Source organism: Sphingobium baderi, from assembly GCF_001456115.1.
GTDB lineage: Bacteria > Pseudomonadota > Alphaproteobacteria > Sphingomonadales > Sphingomonadaceae > Sphingobium > Sphingobium baderi_A.
Genome location: NZ_CP013264.1, coordinates 2017894 through 2032978 on the forward strand (window position 1 = coordinate 2017894; position 15085 = coordinate 2032978).

The window sequence follows — 15085 nt, forward strand, 5'->3', positions numbered from 1 at the left end:
TTTCGATTTCGAGTGATGCTACAGCGATCTACCATGCGTATTGTGAAAGGAGCGCTGTCGGTCATGAAGCCGACAGCGCTCCTTTCAGCGCCTCATATGCGGTGATCCGTCTGGCTCAGTCCCATTGGAGATGAACTTCGGGGACATGAAGAATGTTGCCGACGAAATAGCCGACTTCGAACCCATCCTTGATCCGGAAGGGTGGGATTTCCTTGAGAAACTCCTCAAGCGCGGTCTGAAGCTCCAACCGGGCAAGGTGCATGCCAAGGCATTTGTGGATGCCGTAGCCCAGGGAAATATGCTGGCCCCGGCGATCGAAGCGAATCTCGCCCGGATCGTCATAGAAGTCGGGATCGCGCCCAGCGACGGGCGTGGAGATCGCCACATAATCGCCGGGCATGATCTTTTGCCCATGCAATTCCATTTCACGTGCCGCGATGCGAAAAACACTGACCGGAGCAAAGGCACGGAAAAATTCTTCGACGGCAAGTACGATCTTGCCGGGGTTTGCACGCAGTTCCGCCTGCCTGTCTGGGTAACGCGCAAGGAAAGTAAAGATATTGCCCAGCATCGATGTAACCGTATCGAGGCCGCCGATGAAGAGATTGAAACAATGTCCGAAAATCTCGTCGTCATTCCATTTCCGGCCATCTATCTCATAATCGAAAATGCGACTGATATAATCGTCCTGCGGGTTGGCGCGCCGATCAGCGATCTGTTCCTTGAGATAGGCCTGAACCTTGCGTACGCCGCTCGCCCGCTCTTCCATTGTTCTGGTGTGCAGGATTTCCTTTTCCCACTGGAGGAACTCCCCCATTCTTTCCTGGGGCAGGCCAAGCAGGTCGAGAACGATATAGATCGGGAATTTCTCTGAAAATTCATGCACGAAATCGCAATGGCCACGCTCCTTGAAGCCGTTGATCAGCGTGGCAGCGCGCTCGCGCAGATTGTCCCGCATCGCGGCCATGCGTTGCGGCGCGAAATAGGGGTTGAGCGCCTCGCGATATTGTGCATGGGCGGGGGGATCGGTCTCGGTCGGGATGACCAGCCAATCTTCGCCAATGGATTGCGCGAACTTGCCCATGCCGCGCTTCGTGAAATTTTCTCCGTCCCGCAGGATCGCCTGTATGTCTTCCATGCGGGTCAACAGCCAGCCCCCCTGATGGGCCATGAAGATGTTGGTTACCCACGTGATCGGCCCCAAAGTCGCGTGTATTTCGGGAATGATGGTTTCCTGTGGGCATTCCGGAACCACGACGCGATCGAACAGACGCAGGGAGATAGCCTTGTCTGCGGGAACATGGGCAGGGATATGATCAGAAACATCGATAGACATTGTGATTACCTTTTATTTCCGTCAGGCGGTGCGCCCCATTCTGACGTTTTCCTCTCGAATGCGCGGCCCCCGGCTGACGCCGATAATAGGCTATACCCCATTGACGGTAAATCGGGGCGATATGCGTCAGCATGACAGGCTGTTTTGAAAACGCCATCAGAGCAGGCGCCATGGCGTCCACGGTGATATGGATCGCACTGAAAAAGTTGCCATCGTGAATCAGATGTTCGATGCATATGAGGCGATGATGGTATGAACAGGTTCGGCATCAAAAAATTCACCTGGAGGAAGGTGATAGGCTTTCCGGCTGGTTGACGTCACCCCGTCCGCTTTCGCCGATGGCGTTGCCAACAAAGGCGCGGCTGATAGTCGTCAGCAAAGGCTGGCGCGGAATGGCAGGCCCGCGGGTTTGCGGATCTTCGATCACGCGCCAGATATGCAAGGTGTCGCCGAACTCTTTATATTCGACGATCCGCTCGTCGGTGATCCGGAGTTGGAAGATGTAGATGTTCCGATAGTCTGCGCCGTTCTTCAACTGGGCGTGGCTTTGCGCCTCGAACCAGATGCGATCACCCTCGGCGACCATCTCGCCGACTTCGAAGGTGATGGGCCCGGCGAGAGGAAGGATCGAGGTCTGTCCAAAAAATCCATCGACATCCATCCAGCCGCAAAAAGGCATGTCCCCGGCGATGAAGATGCGACAATCGGGCGCGAATAATGTTCGCAGCGTTTCGCCATCGCCACCCACGGCGGCTTCGATCCAGCGCCATGCGATGGTGCGGCTGTCCGTCATGGGTCGATTCCTTCCTAGCTTAAAGATCTTGCAACATTTTCGACAGATCGTCTGCCTGAATGAAGCGGGCGATCAGGTTGTTGAAACGCAGCAACAAATATTCGCTGCCGCCGAATATCTGTTGACCCTCGGGATCGGAGGTCAGGCCGATCTGCTGAAGTTCCACCATCGCGATATCTTCGGTGATGACATCTCGCGCCTGCGCTTGAATATGCGCTGCTGCGAAAATCTCGCGATGCGTTTGCGGCGCCTTCCGCCCGTATAGCCGAATGCTTGTCTCGGTTCGGCCAACTGCGGTTGGCCAATATTGCATCCACAAATAGCCGTTCGGAATGATTTGGATGAGGCTATTGGGAAAAAGCGTGATGGCCTCGATCTGAAAATTCGGCAGGTTAATCCGATTGATTGCCGGCGCTCCCGCGATCCCTTGCTTGGCCTCCATCCGGCGCAGGTCTTCCAGATAATCCTGCTGGATTGTCTCGAGTACGAAACGCGCGACAGGGGTGGTGGGCAGCCATTCGGGATTTCGGCCCAGGGTGGCCGTGGCGTGTAGGCCGAGATATCTGGGATCGTGAAAATCCTGGAACGGGTTTTCGATGACCGCGACTTGCGGATGCAGCGTGCTACGGTGCAGCGACGATATATGATAGCCCTCGCCAGAGGCATCAATCATGCCCTTCCAATTACCCTGGACTGTCTGGGTCATTTCGACGCCGGTCGGATATTCGTGAAAGGGTATCGGTTCGAACAAATCGCCGAAAGGGCCCAGAAAATCCAAGAGCGGGACCGGGTTTTGTGCCAGGTTCACGAAGACAAACCCGTTCCATGTCTCGCACGCGATAGGCTTCAGTCCGTTTTCGGCCCGCACAACATGCTGAAACGAGCCAGAATCCGGGATGCCGCGCAACACACCGTCCACGTCATACAACCAGGCGTGATAAGGGCAACGAAAGCTGGTCGCATTACCCCGATCTTCACATACCAGCGCAACGCCGCGATGGGAGCATTTGTTGTGAAAAGCGCGCAGGAGCCCGTCGCCATCGCGCACGAGGATGCCAGCGGTTCCGACCGTCGGGATCGCAAAGCGCATGAAATCGTATGGCGCCGGGACATCCTCGACCCGTGCGATGGCGAGCCACGCGCGGCGGAACAGGCGATCACGTTCACGGGCGAAATTGGTGTCGTCGGTCGAAAGAGTCGCGGGCATGGTCGCAGGAAAATCCAGACCGGACTGCAATGCCCCGGTTTCCAGCGTGCCGATGGCGCTCACAATATCGCTCCATTTGGACCGATAGTCCGCATGTCGACACGGTGTGGCGATCGCATATGTGGCACAGTGGATTGATGGAATGTCTCAACCGCCTGAGCGACTTCCGCCAGCCCGAGCGTCATGCGGAACAACCGTTCCTCCGGGCCGGCAAGAGAGCCCGGCGCCCGGGAATCAAGCAATGCAAAGATTGCTGGCAGTCGGGGCGTGATGGCATCGTAAAACTCTTGCAGCGCATCCAATGCCGTCGTTTGTCTCTTTAGATAGCGATCGGCCTGTGTCTCCAACTCTCCCCACTCCCGGAATTGGAGCAGGTCGGCGAAGCCGGACGGGAGAATATTCGTCTCTGCCGCCACTTCCATGGCACAACCTCCAATCGATGCTTCAATTGTGACGTTCCGACTGGAGCGCCAAATGGTCTCAGAACGCGGTAATATGCCAGATCCGCCGACCGTTATATATTCTCCGCCACGGCGCGAGGGTCGAGATATTCCCTTCCCTCGATGATCAGGCCATCCTGAATGATCAGAATGTTGACATCCCGATGGACTTTGCCGGGAAACATCATTTCACTTACGGCCTCATATGCTACCCGATCGCGCTCTGCGGTGATGCCGGTAACGTTGACCGAGCGCGTCGAGGCGGTGAGAAGGCTGTCCCGCACCGAAGCCGTGTAGCTGTCACGATTTATGTCGCCCACGCCAAGTATCCACCATTGAACGTCTGGGTGCTGAAGCCCCTCGACCGTTTCAAGATCGCCATCGATAACGGCCTGCACATATCGATGGACGATAGCCTTTGCTTCCGACATAGGGAGTCTCCTTCAGGGCGGCGGCTCCGGCCATAGGCCGGGCCAATCGCTTGATGAGATTCAGGCGCCCAAGAGGCCCGCAGAGTCGTAGTCGATGATCGCGGCAGAGAAACGCTCCGTGGGTGGACGCCCGTTCTGGCCCCACCATTCCTCGACTTGTAACCATGCTTGTATTCCATAGACTGGCCAGCGACGAAAATGATCCCACATGACGTCGCGATCCGGAACGTCGCGGGCTCCGGTCGCAATGAGTGCTTGCCGATAATGATCGAGCAGTTGCCGATCAGCGGCACGGCGCTCTTCTATCGTGAGTGAAGCGATCATGAAATAGTTCACGTCCCGCATGCCATGGCCGACCCGACACAGTTGCCAGTCAAACCAGATACGGTGGCCGTCGGGGTAAATGTAGGTATTGCCCATATGGGAATCGCCGTGAACCAGACAGAACGGCCCGGGCTGTTCGCGGGCCCATTTGTTCAGCTTGGCATACACGCGATCCAGCCTGGAATGATCTTCGACGATCCATGGCGGCAGGACATCGTTGTAAATGCCGCTTTTGAGGTTGGCATCGACATAAGGCCGCATGAGAGCGATCTGGTCCGTGTCGACAGGCGTATCCATCGATCGGGGCAACCAGGCCAATTGACCAAGTCGTTCATCTCCCCACCATGCACCATGGAGCTTGGCCAGGTCCTCCAGGGCTCGCGCGACGCCTTCGATCCCTAAAAGGTCCGTACTATGTCCGAACCTGCCGCCGGCATCGGCAAGGTCTTCGAGCACGACCACGCCTTGACCGCTGCCATCGCCATCCCAATCGGCATAATAGCATCTCGCCGCCGGCAGCGGCGGCATCGATCCGGCCTCATAATAAAATCGGGCTTCGAGTTCGCAAATGTCAGTATTATTATTGATGATTTGACCCGACCAGTTAGCCTTGAGGCAAAGATGCTCAGGCAGGCCCGCCGCTTTCCCTGCATCATTATATGTGACTGCCACGCGTAAATTAGTCGTATGGGAATTGTGCAAGTCGACTGTTTCCATCGTCTCGATGCACAGGCCGGGATAGCGATTTGCGAGCAGCCCGCCCAGCCATTCGGCCGTCACACCTTCCAGGTCTCGGGGAATGGGAGCAAGGCGGGCATAGGGACCATAGGTCCGTGTCGCTGTATCCTGGATAACTGTCATTGCTTTCCTCTCCTCAACGTTCGCCGAACCGATACCGAAGCGTCAAGCCGAACTGGCGAGGCGCGCCATATATTCCCGCGTTGATCCCGACCGTATCTCCCGACACGGTGCCAGCCTGCAGATATTTTTTGTCGAATACATTGGTCATGTAAACGCTGAGATCCAGAGGCCGGGCGCCGACATCGTTCCAGTCCAGGCGCATGTTCACCACGTCATAGGATGGCAAATAAGTGTCGACATAGGGCAGCTTGCTGGATGCATAATAATCTGCGGAGAAATTCAGTTCGCCGACATTGTCTCCCAGCGGCAGGCGATATTGGGCGCCAAGCGTAATGGTTCGTTTCGCGACGAGGTCAAAGGGAATCTCACGGCTCCCCAGATAAGCGGTAAATACCGCTGGCGCGTTGAAGGACCGTGTTTTGGGGTCGAGGAAGTTTCCGCCGAATGTGAATGATAGGTGGCTCGTGGGCGAAATCCTGCCATCGAAGTCCAGGCCTGCGATCCGTGCCTTTCCGGCGTTGACGAGCAGCGTCCCGGACTGCGGATCATTGTTGGGATCGCAGTCGCCATCCGGCGAATAGGGCGGCTGACCGAGGACCGGGGCGCCGACCGTGCAGCCCGGATTTGTCCGCACTCCGCTCAACGCGATCTGGACTCCGTCATAATAGCCCACAAAGGCCGACGCATTTAGCCGGACCTTGACCCCGCCTACGTCCCAATCCGAACGGATACCGGCCTCAACATCGGTGACCCGCTCAGGACCGAAGGACTGGTAGGGCAACAAATTGCCACCGAAGGTGGGCGTATTGATCCCACCGGACCGATAGCCTCTTCTGGTGACTAGATAGGTGAAGAGTTTCTGGGTGGCTTGCCAGTCGAAGCCCAACGTCCAGGTCGGCGCGTTCGATTTGGCGTAATTGACGGTAGGAATGATGAGCCGAGGGTCGGTGCCCTCCACGCAGATATCCTCGCTCAGCGTGCCGCCGGTGCTCAGATCAGTCGCGGTGCAGGAGCTCTCTTTGTCCCACGTATAACGGATGCCGGCATTCAAACGCAGGCCGGATAGTATGTCATCGAGGTTGATGTTGACGTTTCCGAACAGCGCCCGGCTGGTTTCACGATAGAAAGCATAGTTATAGGTCGGGAAATTCTGCGGATAAGTCTGACCCGGAAGTGGTGGCTGGCCGACCGAATTGCCGCCGCCGGTCGGTCCGAAGGGCCGACTCTTCAGATAAAATCCGCCAAGCAGCCAGTTGATTCGGTCGCCGAATGCATCCCCTTTAAGCTGAATCTCGTCGGTGAACTGCTCGACCCGGCTGATCGAACCGCCATTGATGAAGGTGAGTCTCACTCCTGCGGGCAGCCCGATCTCCGGATTGCCGGTGGAGGTGAGAAGCGGCAGTCCGTCGACATTGTAATTGCCGATGCCCGTGGTGCGTCGATACCCGAATATGTTGGTGAAACTCATGCTATCGCTGAGATCTATGTCGGTGCGATTGGTGATGCCCAGCCGGCGTGTTCGACTGATAGTCGGAGAGACGTCGTTATCGACCACGCGCGGTCCGCGGGCGCGTTGACGCGCCAATTCGGCCAGGGTCGCTTCGCGTAATCCCAGCAGGTCGATCAGTCCCGGTTGGTCGACAACGCCGAAAAGAACGGTTCCATCGCCATTGTACGAGTTTCGATAATAATCGAAGATGGTCAGGTTCTTGACCCCCTCGACGGGTTCGATCAGCAGCGATGCGCGGAACGCGCGGGAGTTAATGTCATCGAAATCGCCCCCGATGCCGATGTTCTTGGTGTAACCGTCCCGCTTTTGATACTGGCCTGCGAGCCGTAGCGAGATCTTGTCCCGTACGATCGGAACGGTGAGCGCGCCTTCCAGTTGGCGATTGTCGAACCGGCCATAGCCCAGTTGCAGATAGCCGCCCACATCATAGGTCGGCGCGGTCGGATAAAAAAGTACGGCTCCCCCGGTCGTGTTGCGACCGAATAGCGTGCCCTGCGGACCCTTCAGGACCTGTACGGATGCCATGTCGTAGACAGCGAGTCCGCTCGAAAATGTGGGCTGCGGCACATCGGCGAAATAGCTGACAACGGCCGGTGCGTTCGAGCCTGAAAGCGCCTTCGATTGGCCGCGGATGACGAAGACCGAATTTTCGCGGCTCCCCGATCCGCCCAGGAAAACACCCGGCGTCTTGATCATGAGGTCGGCCGTATTCTGGATCGTTGCGGTTCTGAGCATGTCGCTGTTGAATGCGGTGACCGAAACCGGCGTCGATTGGATATTTTCTTCGGAGCGGCGTGCGGTGACCACAATGTCGTCGTTCGCGGCCGAGGCATCCAGCGCAGGAGGGGTATTTTCCTGGGCAAGAGCGGACGCTGGCAGCAAATATATTGCGGACACCATCAACGCAGCGCGAAAATCCAGTCCGGCTTTCAAAAACATCGTTCCCCCTCGCGGGCCGTCATGCGCGGCCATTCCTTTTGTAAATGGGCAGCAGATATTCGCTGACCATCCCGATGTGCTTAAATGACAAGGCAGACAGGAAACAACGGCGAAGCCTTAACTCGGCCAGCGGCATTCTTGATTATACGTTCAACTGCGGTGATGCTGTGCCCGAAAGCGGCCGGGCGATATCCCTAGTTCGCGCTTGAACGCCCGCGAAAACGCAACATCGGTCCCATAGCCGGACCGGTAGGCGACTTCCGCGAGAGACAGGCCGCCGCGAAGAAGGTTGCATGCTCGGGCCAGCCTGAAACGCGTCATGTATCGCGCAGGGGTTTCGCCAAGGCATTCCGCGAAGTGAACCGCAAAGGAGGTGCGCGACATGTTTGCCAGATGCGCCAGCGAGGCGACGGTCCATGGCTTCTCAGGTTCCAGATGGATTGCGCGCAGGCTGGCACCAATGCGGGAGGGCGCGCCGCTGTCGATGTACCGCTGGAGCCAGGGATTTCGCATCAGGTACTGAATGATCACGCCCATCAGCGTGGCCTCCAGCAGGCGGCGGTTGATCGATGCATTCACGAAGGGGAGGGGGCTTTTCGTGCCGATCAGATAATCGGAGATATCCGCTTGCCAAGCATATTCCCAAGGTTTGATCCCAGGAATGATGACGGTGGGAGGCAAAAGGTGCAGGATGGGGTGCGGGCCGATATTGCCCAGGTCGTAGACGACGCAATTGAGGTGGCATTCTCTATCATCGGCCACCTCGACGCGATATGGCGCTCCGTCGGTCAATAGCGCGAAATCGCCGGGTTGAAGTCGCTCGGTCGAGCCTCCCTCTCGTAATATCTCCACCTCGCCGGACAGAACCGTCAGCCCGAAGACGAGAGTCGTATCGTCCGGATGGTCGTCCAGGTGAAGGTCGCGACCTCGAGAAATGGCCAGTGTCTGATATGAGGCCGATGCGATGTGGATGCTTTCGAGGAGCGCCGACAGCGAAGTGTCGTTCGGGATGATCTGCCAGCCCCGCTCCAAGGCCCTATGCGAGCGTCCGGAATGGCCGGACATCTTATTCTTCCGCCCCACGCACTTTCATTCCCCTCGTCGAGCACCTCATGGGCAAAGCCCCTTCATTTCCTGGTCACGAGGTCCCGTTCGCGACTGCATCCAACATTAATCCTACGGCATAGTGCTGCCAGGATTCGATGCCTTCGTCTGACGTCAGATCCAGCGATAGAAAGGCCGAGAGAACGCCGCCGCAAAAGAAGCAGGTCGTCAGGATCGACAGCGACGCCGCAAACAGTCGCTCGATATGCAGGTCCGGCTTAAATTCACCGGTCGTCGCTCCGCGCGCAATGATGTTTGCAAAGATGTCGACCACTGGCTGGGTCACATTCCTGATCTGATGGTGCTGCCGCATATGCATGCCGCCATGGATATTCTCATCCAGCATGATCGGTATGCAGTCGGGGAACAGCCGGTATTGGTCGGACATGGTAATGAGAAACAAACGCAAGGCATTGGGCGGCGTCAGGCTGTCATAAGCCTGCGCGCGCATGTTACGCATCGATTGCTGTAGGCAATCCCAGATGACCTGGGAGAACAGCTCATCCTTCGATTCATAATAATGATAAATGAGCTGTTTGGTCTTGCCGGAGTTCTGCGCGATATTCGTAATGCGGGCGCCGCTCAGGCCATGACGGCCGAACTCGGACCGTGCCGCTGAAAGGATCGTGGCCGCGCTATTGTGGCGATCACTTCCCTGCATGTCCTTTCTATCGTCCGCCATCCCACTCTCCCGATCTTTTCTGCTTCTTGCCCAGAATACATCCCTGGGGAGCGCGATGGCCTCTCCAACGATGGGGCAGGCGATGCCGGACGCTGACCGAGTGTAAAAAGAGCGGCCTTTACCTGCCACCGCGCCTCGCCTTAGCCATAGGTCGTGGCCAGCGAGGTTGGCCACCGGCAAAAGGCGATAATCGAAAGAGGCGAGGGTGAATGGCGATCAGGCTGCAATTGGATGCCCAGGATATTTTCGCGGCGGCGAAGGCGCGTAGCGGTCTGGGCGACTATGCTGATGATGCGTTGCACGAGCGGTTCGACTATCTGATCAGCCTGTTCAATGGCTTTGGCAGCATAAGAGAACCTGATTATCCCGCAGCAGTCGAACAGATGACGGAGACGGTGGTCAAGCGTTTGCAGGTTGCCCGCGACTGGGCCGAGACCCCGGCGATCCTTGAAGAGGAGATCGTTCAGCCCTTTTTCGTGCTGGGCAGCGCGCGGGCGGGTAGCACCTTTACGCAGATGCTTCTGGCAATGGACGATGGTCATCGCACGCCGCGCTATCGCGATGTCCAGCATCCATCGCCGCCGCGCGGGCTGGATGCGGCGGCTGATGCCGCCGCCCTTGCCGAACAGAATGCCTATGTCGATTTCATGGTGGGCAAGTCGCCGAGGATGATGTCGGCGCACCCCTATCTCGATCAGCGGGGGGAGGCGGAGGCGGAAGACGAATATGTCTATTCGCTTGATTTCGACCTGGCCTATCCGCTCTGGTATCTGAAAGTCCCCAGCCTGCCGCAGAGCCTGCCGCCCCGCAATCCGGTGCAGGCGCTGCGGTTTTACAAAAATATGCTCAAGCAGTTCCAGTGGAAGACCCCGACCCGCCGCTGGATCGGAAAGGGCGTGATCCACCATTATATACCCGAAGCCGTGATGGAAGTGTTTCCGGACATGGTGGGTTTCTGGATCCATCGCCCGCCCGAGGAATATGTGGCGTCGCTGCTGGAATTGCTGTCGCTGCAATATGGGCCATTCAATGGCGATCTTTATAATGTGCGACCGACCGAACTGGTGGCGCAGCTGAAAGCCGGGGTGCAGCATATCCTAAACAATCCAGCTACGTTCGATCCCCGGCTCCATCATATCCGCTTCAGCGATATGGTGACGGACCCGGTGCCGGTGTTCGAGAAAATCTATGATGCCCACGGCATTGCGTTCACTGATGCCTATGCCGATCGTATCAACGTCCGCATGCGCGATCCCAATTACCGCGCTGACCGTTACGGCAAGTTCGAATACTCGCTTGAGAAATATGGGCTGGAAAAGGACGTGCTGCGTCGTGAATTCGCCGAATATTGCGACCGTTTCTCGATCTGATGGAGCACAGAGCATGATCGAGCCATTGCGCGTGATCAATTGGGCGACCGGGCATACCGGACGGATGGTCGTGCGTGCCGTCGCGGAGCGGCCGAATTATCGGATCGTGGGCGCTTTTGTCTATAATCCAGACAAGGTCGGACGCGATTTGGGTGATATTTGCGGCATCGAGCCGTTGGGTGTCGTCGCCACAAATGACCGCCAGCAGATAATGGACACACCGGCGGATTGCGTATTGTTCCTGGCTGGTGCGGAGAATGACGTGCCGGGCAGCATCGCTGACATCTGCGCGTTGCTGGCATCGGGGAAAAACGTCGTCACCACGGCCGCCAATTTCATTTATCCGAGGTCGCTGGGAGCCGAGACAGAAGCGGCGATCACCAAAGCCTGCATGGATGGCGGCACGACTTTTCACGGTCTTGGCATCATGCCCGGTTTCTTCGCGGAATCACTGCCTCTGCTGATGTCGAAGCTGGCGCGGCGGGTGGACTGCGTGATCGCGTCGGAAACGCTGGCCTATGACAAATATCCCAGCGCTTACCAGATGTTTGACCTGATGGGTTTCGGCTTCGCGCCAGACGACCCGACGCCTGCCTTCGCCAATGTGGAACTGGTCGGTGAGACATGGCGCCATTCCGGGATGTTGATGGCCGATGCACTAGGGTTGCCGATCGACCGGATCGAAAATTTTCGCGATGTGATCGTCACCGATCGGGACCTGAATGTCGCGGCGGGCACGATCCGGGCGGGCACCGTGGGCGCGATGAACTTCGGCGTGCGGGTCATTTCCGGCGGCGAAGTGCGGATCGTCCTGCAGCATTTTACGCGCATGGCCGATCATCTCGCGCCTCAATGGCCGCGCGGCCATGGCTGGCTGTTGGAGATGCAGGGCGAACCGGAAATCCGCGCACGCATAGAGATCGGCGCACATGATAGCGTGATGCCGACGGATGACGCCTGCATGGCGACCGCCATGCACGCCATTCACGCGGTCCCCTATGTGGTTGCAGCCGCGCCGGGGATATTGACCCTCGCCGCCGTTCCGCCGCTCTGGGGCGTTGACGCCTTCCATGTCGGACGAGCGGCTGCGTCCGCCGTCACGCAGCATGAGTCCGGCCATGTCTGATGTCACGGTCAAGTCTGGCATTCTCGCCACCGCTGACCAGCGGCTGGTCGAGGAGCGCGCCATGATGTTATTCCAGACCGATGCAATCGCCGGGGCCCGCGGCGCGATGCTGGCGCTATTCCGTGCCGATCGCAACGCGAAGCTTGCGGATCAGGACGCATTGATCCGAAACAGCGTGGAGGAGCATCTCTTCCATTGCTGTCTCGTGGTCGCCAACGAGACGCCGCATCACCCCCGGTTCGTGTGGAGTATCGTCCTCGACCATCAATGGATGGGACTCGACGTTCCCGGCAGCCGTTTCGGCCAGGACAATTGCGACAATATCTACCGGTTTTCCACGATCGACGCAGGCTGCACCTACCGCATCAAGGGGCGTTTTGCGGCGTCGCCGCCCTGCGATTTCAGCATCTGCGCCATGCCCGCGCAGGTCGGCGAACATATGGCGGCCGAGGTGGTCGGTTATGTCGGCGCTTCGATGATCGATGTGGGGCCGGATGGCAGTTTTGCTATCACGGCCGATGCGACTCCGTCAGGCAGCCGTCGCAACCATCTGACGATTGCTGGCGCCCGGACGCTGATGGTGCGCGATTCCATGGCAGAATGGAGCGTAGAGCGGCCCACTGCTCTCACGATCGAGCGCACAGATGCGCCGCAACGAGACGATTTCGATCCGGCGACTGCAGCCGTTCGAGCGGCGGAACTGGCCGGCATTCTCTCCGGTTTTTTCCTGGAGAATATCCAGCATGGCATGTTCGAGGGCGGGCCGCTCAACAAGGTGGACGATCCGCTACCGTCGGGCAGCCGGGGAGGGCTGATCACGCAATGCGCGACCGGCGGTTATTACCGGTTGGGTGACGGAGAGGCATTGGTCCTGACGCTCGACCGCATGGACGCGCGCTATCTGGGCGTCCAGATCGTCGATATGTGGATGCTGTCCTACGACTATCGGCACCATATTAGCTGCCTGAACCACAGTCAGGCCGTGCCCGACGCGGATGGCCGCTATCGCTTCGTGATTTCCGCTAGCGATCCTGGCGTGCCCAACTGGCTGGATGGCAGCGGCAATGCCTGCGGCTGCATTTTGGTGCGCTGGCAACATCTTCCGCCCGGCGCTCAGCTTGAAGGCAGCGCGTCATCCCAGCTGGTGCGATTGGAAGCGCTGCGGTCGGTCCTGCCTGTGAATACGCCGGTGATCGATGCCGTTACCCGCGCCCAACAGCGGGAGCGACGCTTCGCCGACTATTCCGGCCGATTTGGGTGATTGGGCTTGCGGTTATGGCTGGACACTACGCTTAGGTGCGAAAAGAATATGATGCGTGTGCGCTGACCGAGAGGAGGAAACTATGGATTTGGGAATCGAGGGTAAGGTGGCGCTGGTCACTGGTGGTTCGCATGGCATCGGCCGCGCTATCGCGGAAGAGCTTGGCCGTAACGGTTGCCGCGTGCTTATCGTGGCACGGGGACAAGCAGGAATCGACGAGGCGGTGGCGGCGATCCGCGCCGAAGGTGGAGAGGCTGCGGGCTTTTCTGCGGACCTGGTCGATCCATCTTCCTATCCGCGAATGGTGGAAGCCGCGCGCGCGTGTTACGATGCGCCGGATATCGCCATTTTCTCGCCGGTTGCGCCGCCGCCCGGTCGTTTCACGGAGTTCGCCGATACGGATTTCGACGGCGCATTCCACAATGTGGTGACGAGCTTCGCGCATTTCGTCCGCGCGGTGACTCCCGCGATGCAGGAGCGCCGTTGGGGCCGTATCGTGACGGTTGGGTCCGGGCATGGACGGTTGCCCGGCCGCCGTGCGACCCTGGGATTCGATTATGCGCTGGCGAACACCGTGCGGCCGGCCGGCCTCGGGCTCAGCCGCAGCGTGGCCGACGAACTCGCGCAGTTCGGTATCACGGTCAATACGGTGCCCCCCGGCTTCATCGATACAGGAGAGCAGTATGAGGCTTTTTTCCGCGATTGCGCGCAGGCTGTGAATCAGAGCTTCGAGCAGTTCATGGCCGGCCTGATCGATCGCATTCCGATGAAGCGCTTCGGGACAGCGGATGAGGTGGCGGGTTTGTGCGCCTTCCTGTGCTCGGCGCGTGCCAGTTATATCACCGGCCAGTACATGCTTGTCGATGGCGGCCGGATGGAGATCTACTATTGATTTCCACTGGGAATTGCACGTGTAGCCGGCCAAAGCTGATCTTCATCCTCGTTGGAAGAAGTTTCTCCCCTTAACAGGCGATCCCTTCTATATCTCTTGGATGCCCCAAATCCTCATCGATGCCGACGCCTGCCCCGTAAAGGACGAGACCTATAAGGTTGCCTGGCGGTACAATGTGCCCGTCATCGTCGTCAGCAACAGTCCTATCAGGGTCCCGGCGCATGCGCTCATCTCACGTGTGGTGGTGAGCGATGCGTTCGATGCGGTGGATGACTGGATCGTTGAGCATGTGGAGGCGGGCTCTATCGTCGTGACCGCTGACATATTGCTGGCCGACCGATGTCTGAAAGCAGGATGCGGGACGGTGATCGCTCCGACTGGGAAGCTCTTTACCAGTGCCTCCATTGGCAATGCCGTTGCGGTGCGGGCGATCATGGCGGATTTGCGCGCGGGGGCGGTCGGGGATGGCATTGGTGGGCCGCCGCCGTTTGGAAAGGCGGATCGATCGCGCTTCCTCTCGATGCTGGATGAGGCGGTAGGGCGGCTCCGGCGGTAAGTCGCAGATCATCGACCCTCGCTGGACATTGTGTCTGCGCCTTCGATCTGGCTCCTCACGGACGCGGGGGGCAGCAGATTGGATTTCGGTTCCCTCAGCCAGAACGAGCCCGCATTCTGGCCGTTCCCGTTCCCCTTCACGCACGGCCGGGGTCCGGGGGCATGACGGGAACTGCGGTTGGCTGCGATCCGCGCACAAAAGACCTTGTGCATCCATCAACCTCTCTCCAATAATCATTTGTTGCACACCCCCA

Annotated in this window: 15 protein-coding genes; 6 read left to right on the forward strand and 9 right to left on the reverse strand. The window is 58.5% G+C overall.

The window, feature by feature from the left end:
* Positions 1-115 precede the first annotated feature (115 nt).
* From ATN00_RS09990 to ATN00_RS10020, 7 genes are all read right to left on the reverse strand, one after another.
* On the reverse strand, positions 116-1336 hold the full coding sequence (locus tag ATN00_RS09990) for a cytochrome P450 (protein WP_062064330.1): 1221 nt from the start codon (positions 1334-1336) through the stop codon (positions 116-118).
* A gap of 277 nt (positions 1337-1613) precedes the next feature.
* Positions 1614-2129: a nuclear transport factor 2 family protein gene (locus ATN00_RS09995; protein ID WP_062064332.1), complete on the reverse strand. Its 516-nt coding sequence runs from the start codon at positions 2127-2129 to the stop codon at positions 1614-1616.
* 19 nt (positions 2130-2148) lie between these two features.
* Positions 2149-3336 (reverse strand): aromatic ring-hydroxylating oxygenase subunit alpha, encoded by a 1188-nt coding sequence (locus ATN00_RS10000; RefSeq protein WP_257720665.1) that lies wholly within the window; start codon positions 3334-3336, stop codon positions 2149-2151.
* Positions 3337-3395: 59 nt separating this feature from the next.
* Positions 3396-3758 carry a hypothetical protein gene (locus ATN00_RS10005; RefSeq protein ID WP_062064336.1) on the reverse strand — a complete coding sequence of 121 codons (363 nt, stop codon included), beginning with the start codon at positions 3756-3758 and terminating at the stop codon, positions 3396-3398.
* Between the two features lie 92 nt (positions 3759-3850).
* The gene (locus ATN00_RS10010) at positions 3851-4207 is read right to left on the reverse strand and encodes a nuclear transport factor 2 family protein (protein ID WP_062064338.1); all 357 of its coding nucleotides are present in this window, start codon (positions 4205-4207) and stop codon (positions 3851-3853) included.
* 60 nt (positions 4208-4267) lie between these two features.
* Positions 4268-5311 (reverse strand): ecdysteroid 22-kinase family protein, encoded by a 1044-nt coding sequence (locus ATN00_RS10015; protein ID WP_231746446.1) that lies wholly within the window; start codon positions 5309-5311, stop codon positions 4268-4270.
* A 94-nt stretch (positions 5312-5405) separates the two neighbouring features.
* A complete protein-coding gene (locus ATN00_RS10020; protein ID WP_231746447.1) occupies positions 5406-7637 on the reverse strand; it encodes a TonB-dependent receptor in 2232 nt (743 codons plus the stop codon).
* Between ATN00_RS10020 and ATN00_RS23940 the strand changes: the two genes are divergently transcribed.
* Positions 7636-7929 carry a hypothetical protein gene (locus ATN00_RS23940; RefSeq protein ID WP_231746448.1) on the forward strand — a complete coding sequence of 98 codons (294 nt, stop codon included), beginning with the start codon at positions 7636-7638 and terminating at the stop codon, positions 7927-7929. The genes ATN00_RS10020 and ATN00_RS23940 overlap by 2 nt on opposite strands.
* A 62-nt stretch (positions 7930-7991) precedes the next feature.
* On the opposite strand, the gene ATN00_RS10025 is transcribed toward ATN00_RS23940, so the two are convergent.
* Positions 7992-8906, reverse strand: a complete 915-nt coding sequence (locus ATN00_RS10025; protein WP_062064342.1) for a helix-turn-helix domain-containing protein — start codon at positions 8904-8906, stop codon at positions 7992-7994.
* A gap of 73 nt (positions 8907-8979) precedes the next feature.
* Complete coding sequence (locus ATN00_RS10030) at positions 8980-9801, reverse strand: TetR/AcrR family transcriptional regulator (RefSeq protein ID WP_156415259.1); 822 nt, start codon at positions 9799-9801, stop codon at positions 8980-8982.
* Positions 9802-9836: 35 nt separating this feature from the next.
* Between ATN00_RS10030 and ATN00_RS10035 the strand changes: the two genes are divergently transcribed.
* From ATN00_RS10035 to ATN00_RS10055, 5 genes are all read left to right on the forward strand, one after another.
* A complete protein-coding gene (locus ATN00_RS10035; protein WP_062064345.1) occupies positions 9837-10997 on the forward strand; it encodes a sulfotransferase in 1161 nt (386 codons plus the stop codon).
* Positions 10998-11010: 13 nt separating this feature from the next.
* Positions 11011-12123, forward strand: coding sequence for an NAD(P)H-dependent amine dehydrogenase family protein (locus ATN00_RS10040; RefSeq protein WP_062064347.1), 1113 nt, complete (start codon positions 11011-11013; stop codon positions 12121-12123).
* Entirely contained in the window at positions 12116-13384 is a 1269-nt protein-coding gene (locus ATN00_RS10045; RefSeq protein WP_062064349.1) for a hypothetical protein, read from the forward strand. Before ATN00_RS10040 ends, ATN00_RS10045 begins: the two co-directional genes overlap by 8 nt.
* Positions 13385-13466: 82 nt before the next feature.
* Positions 13467-14276 carry an SDR family oxidoreductase gene (locus ATN00_RS10050; protein WP_062064351.1) on the forward strand — a complete coding sequence of 270 codons (810 nt, stop codon included), beginning with the start codon at positions 13467-13469 and terminating at the stop codon, positions 14274-14276.
* Between the two features lie 100 nt (positions 14277-14376).
* Positions 14377-14832 (forward strand): YaiI/YqxD family protein, encoded by a 456-nt coding sequence (locus ATN00_RS10055; protein ID WP_062064353.1) that lies wholly within the window; start codon positions 14377-14379, stop codon positions 14830-14832.
* Positions 14833-15085: the final 253 nt, after the last annotated feature.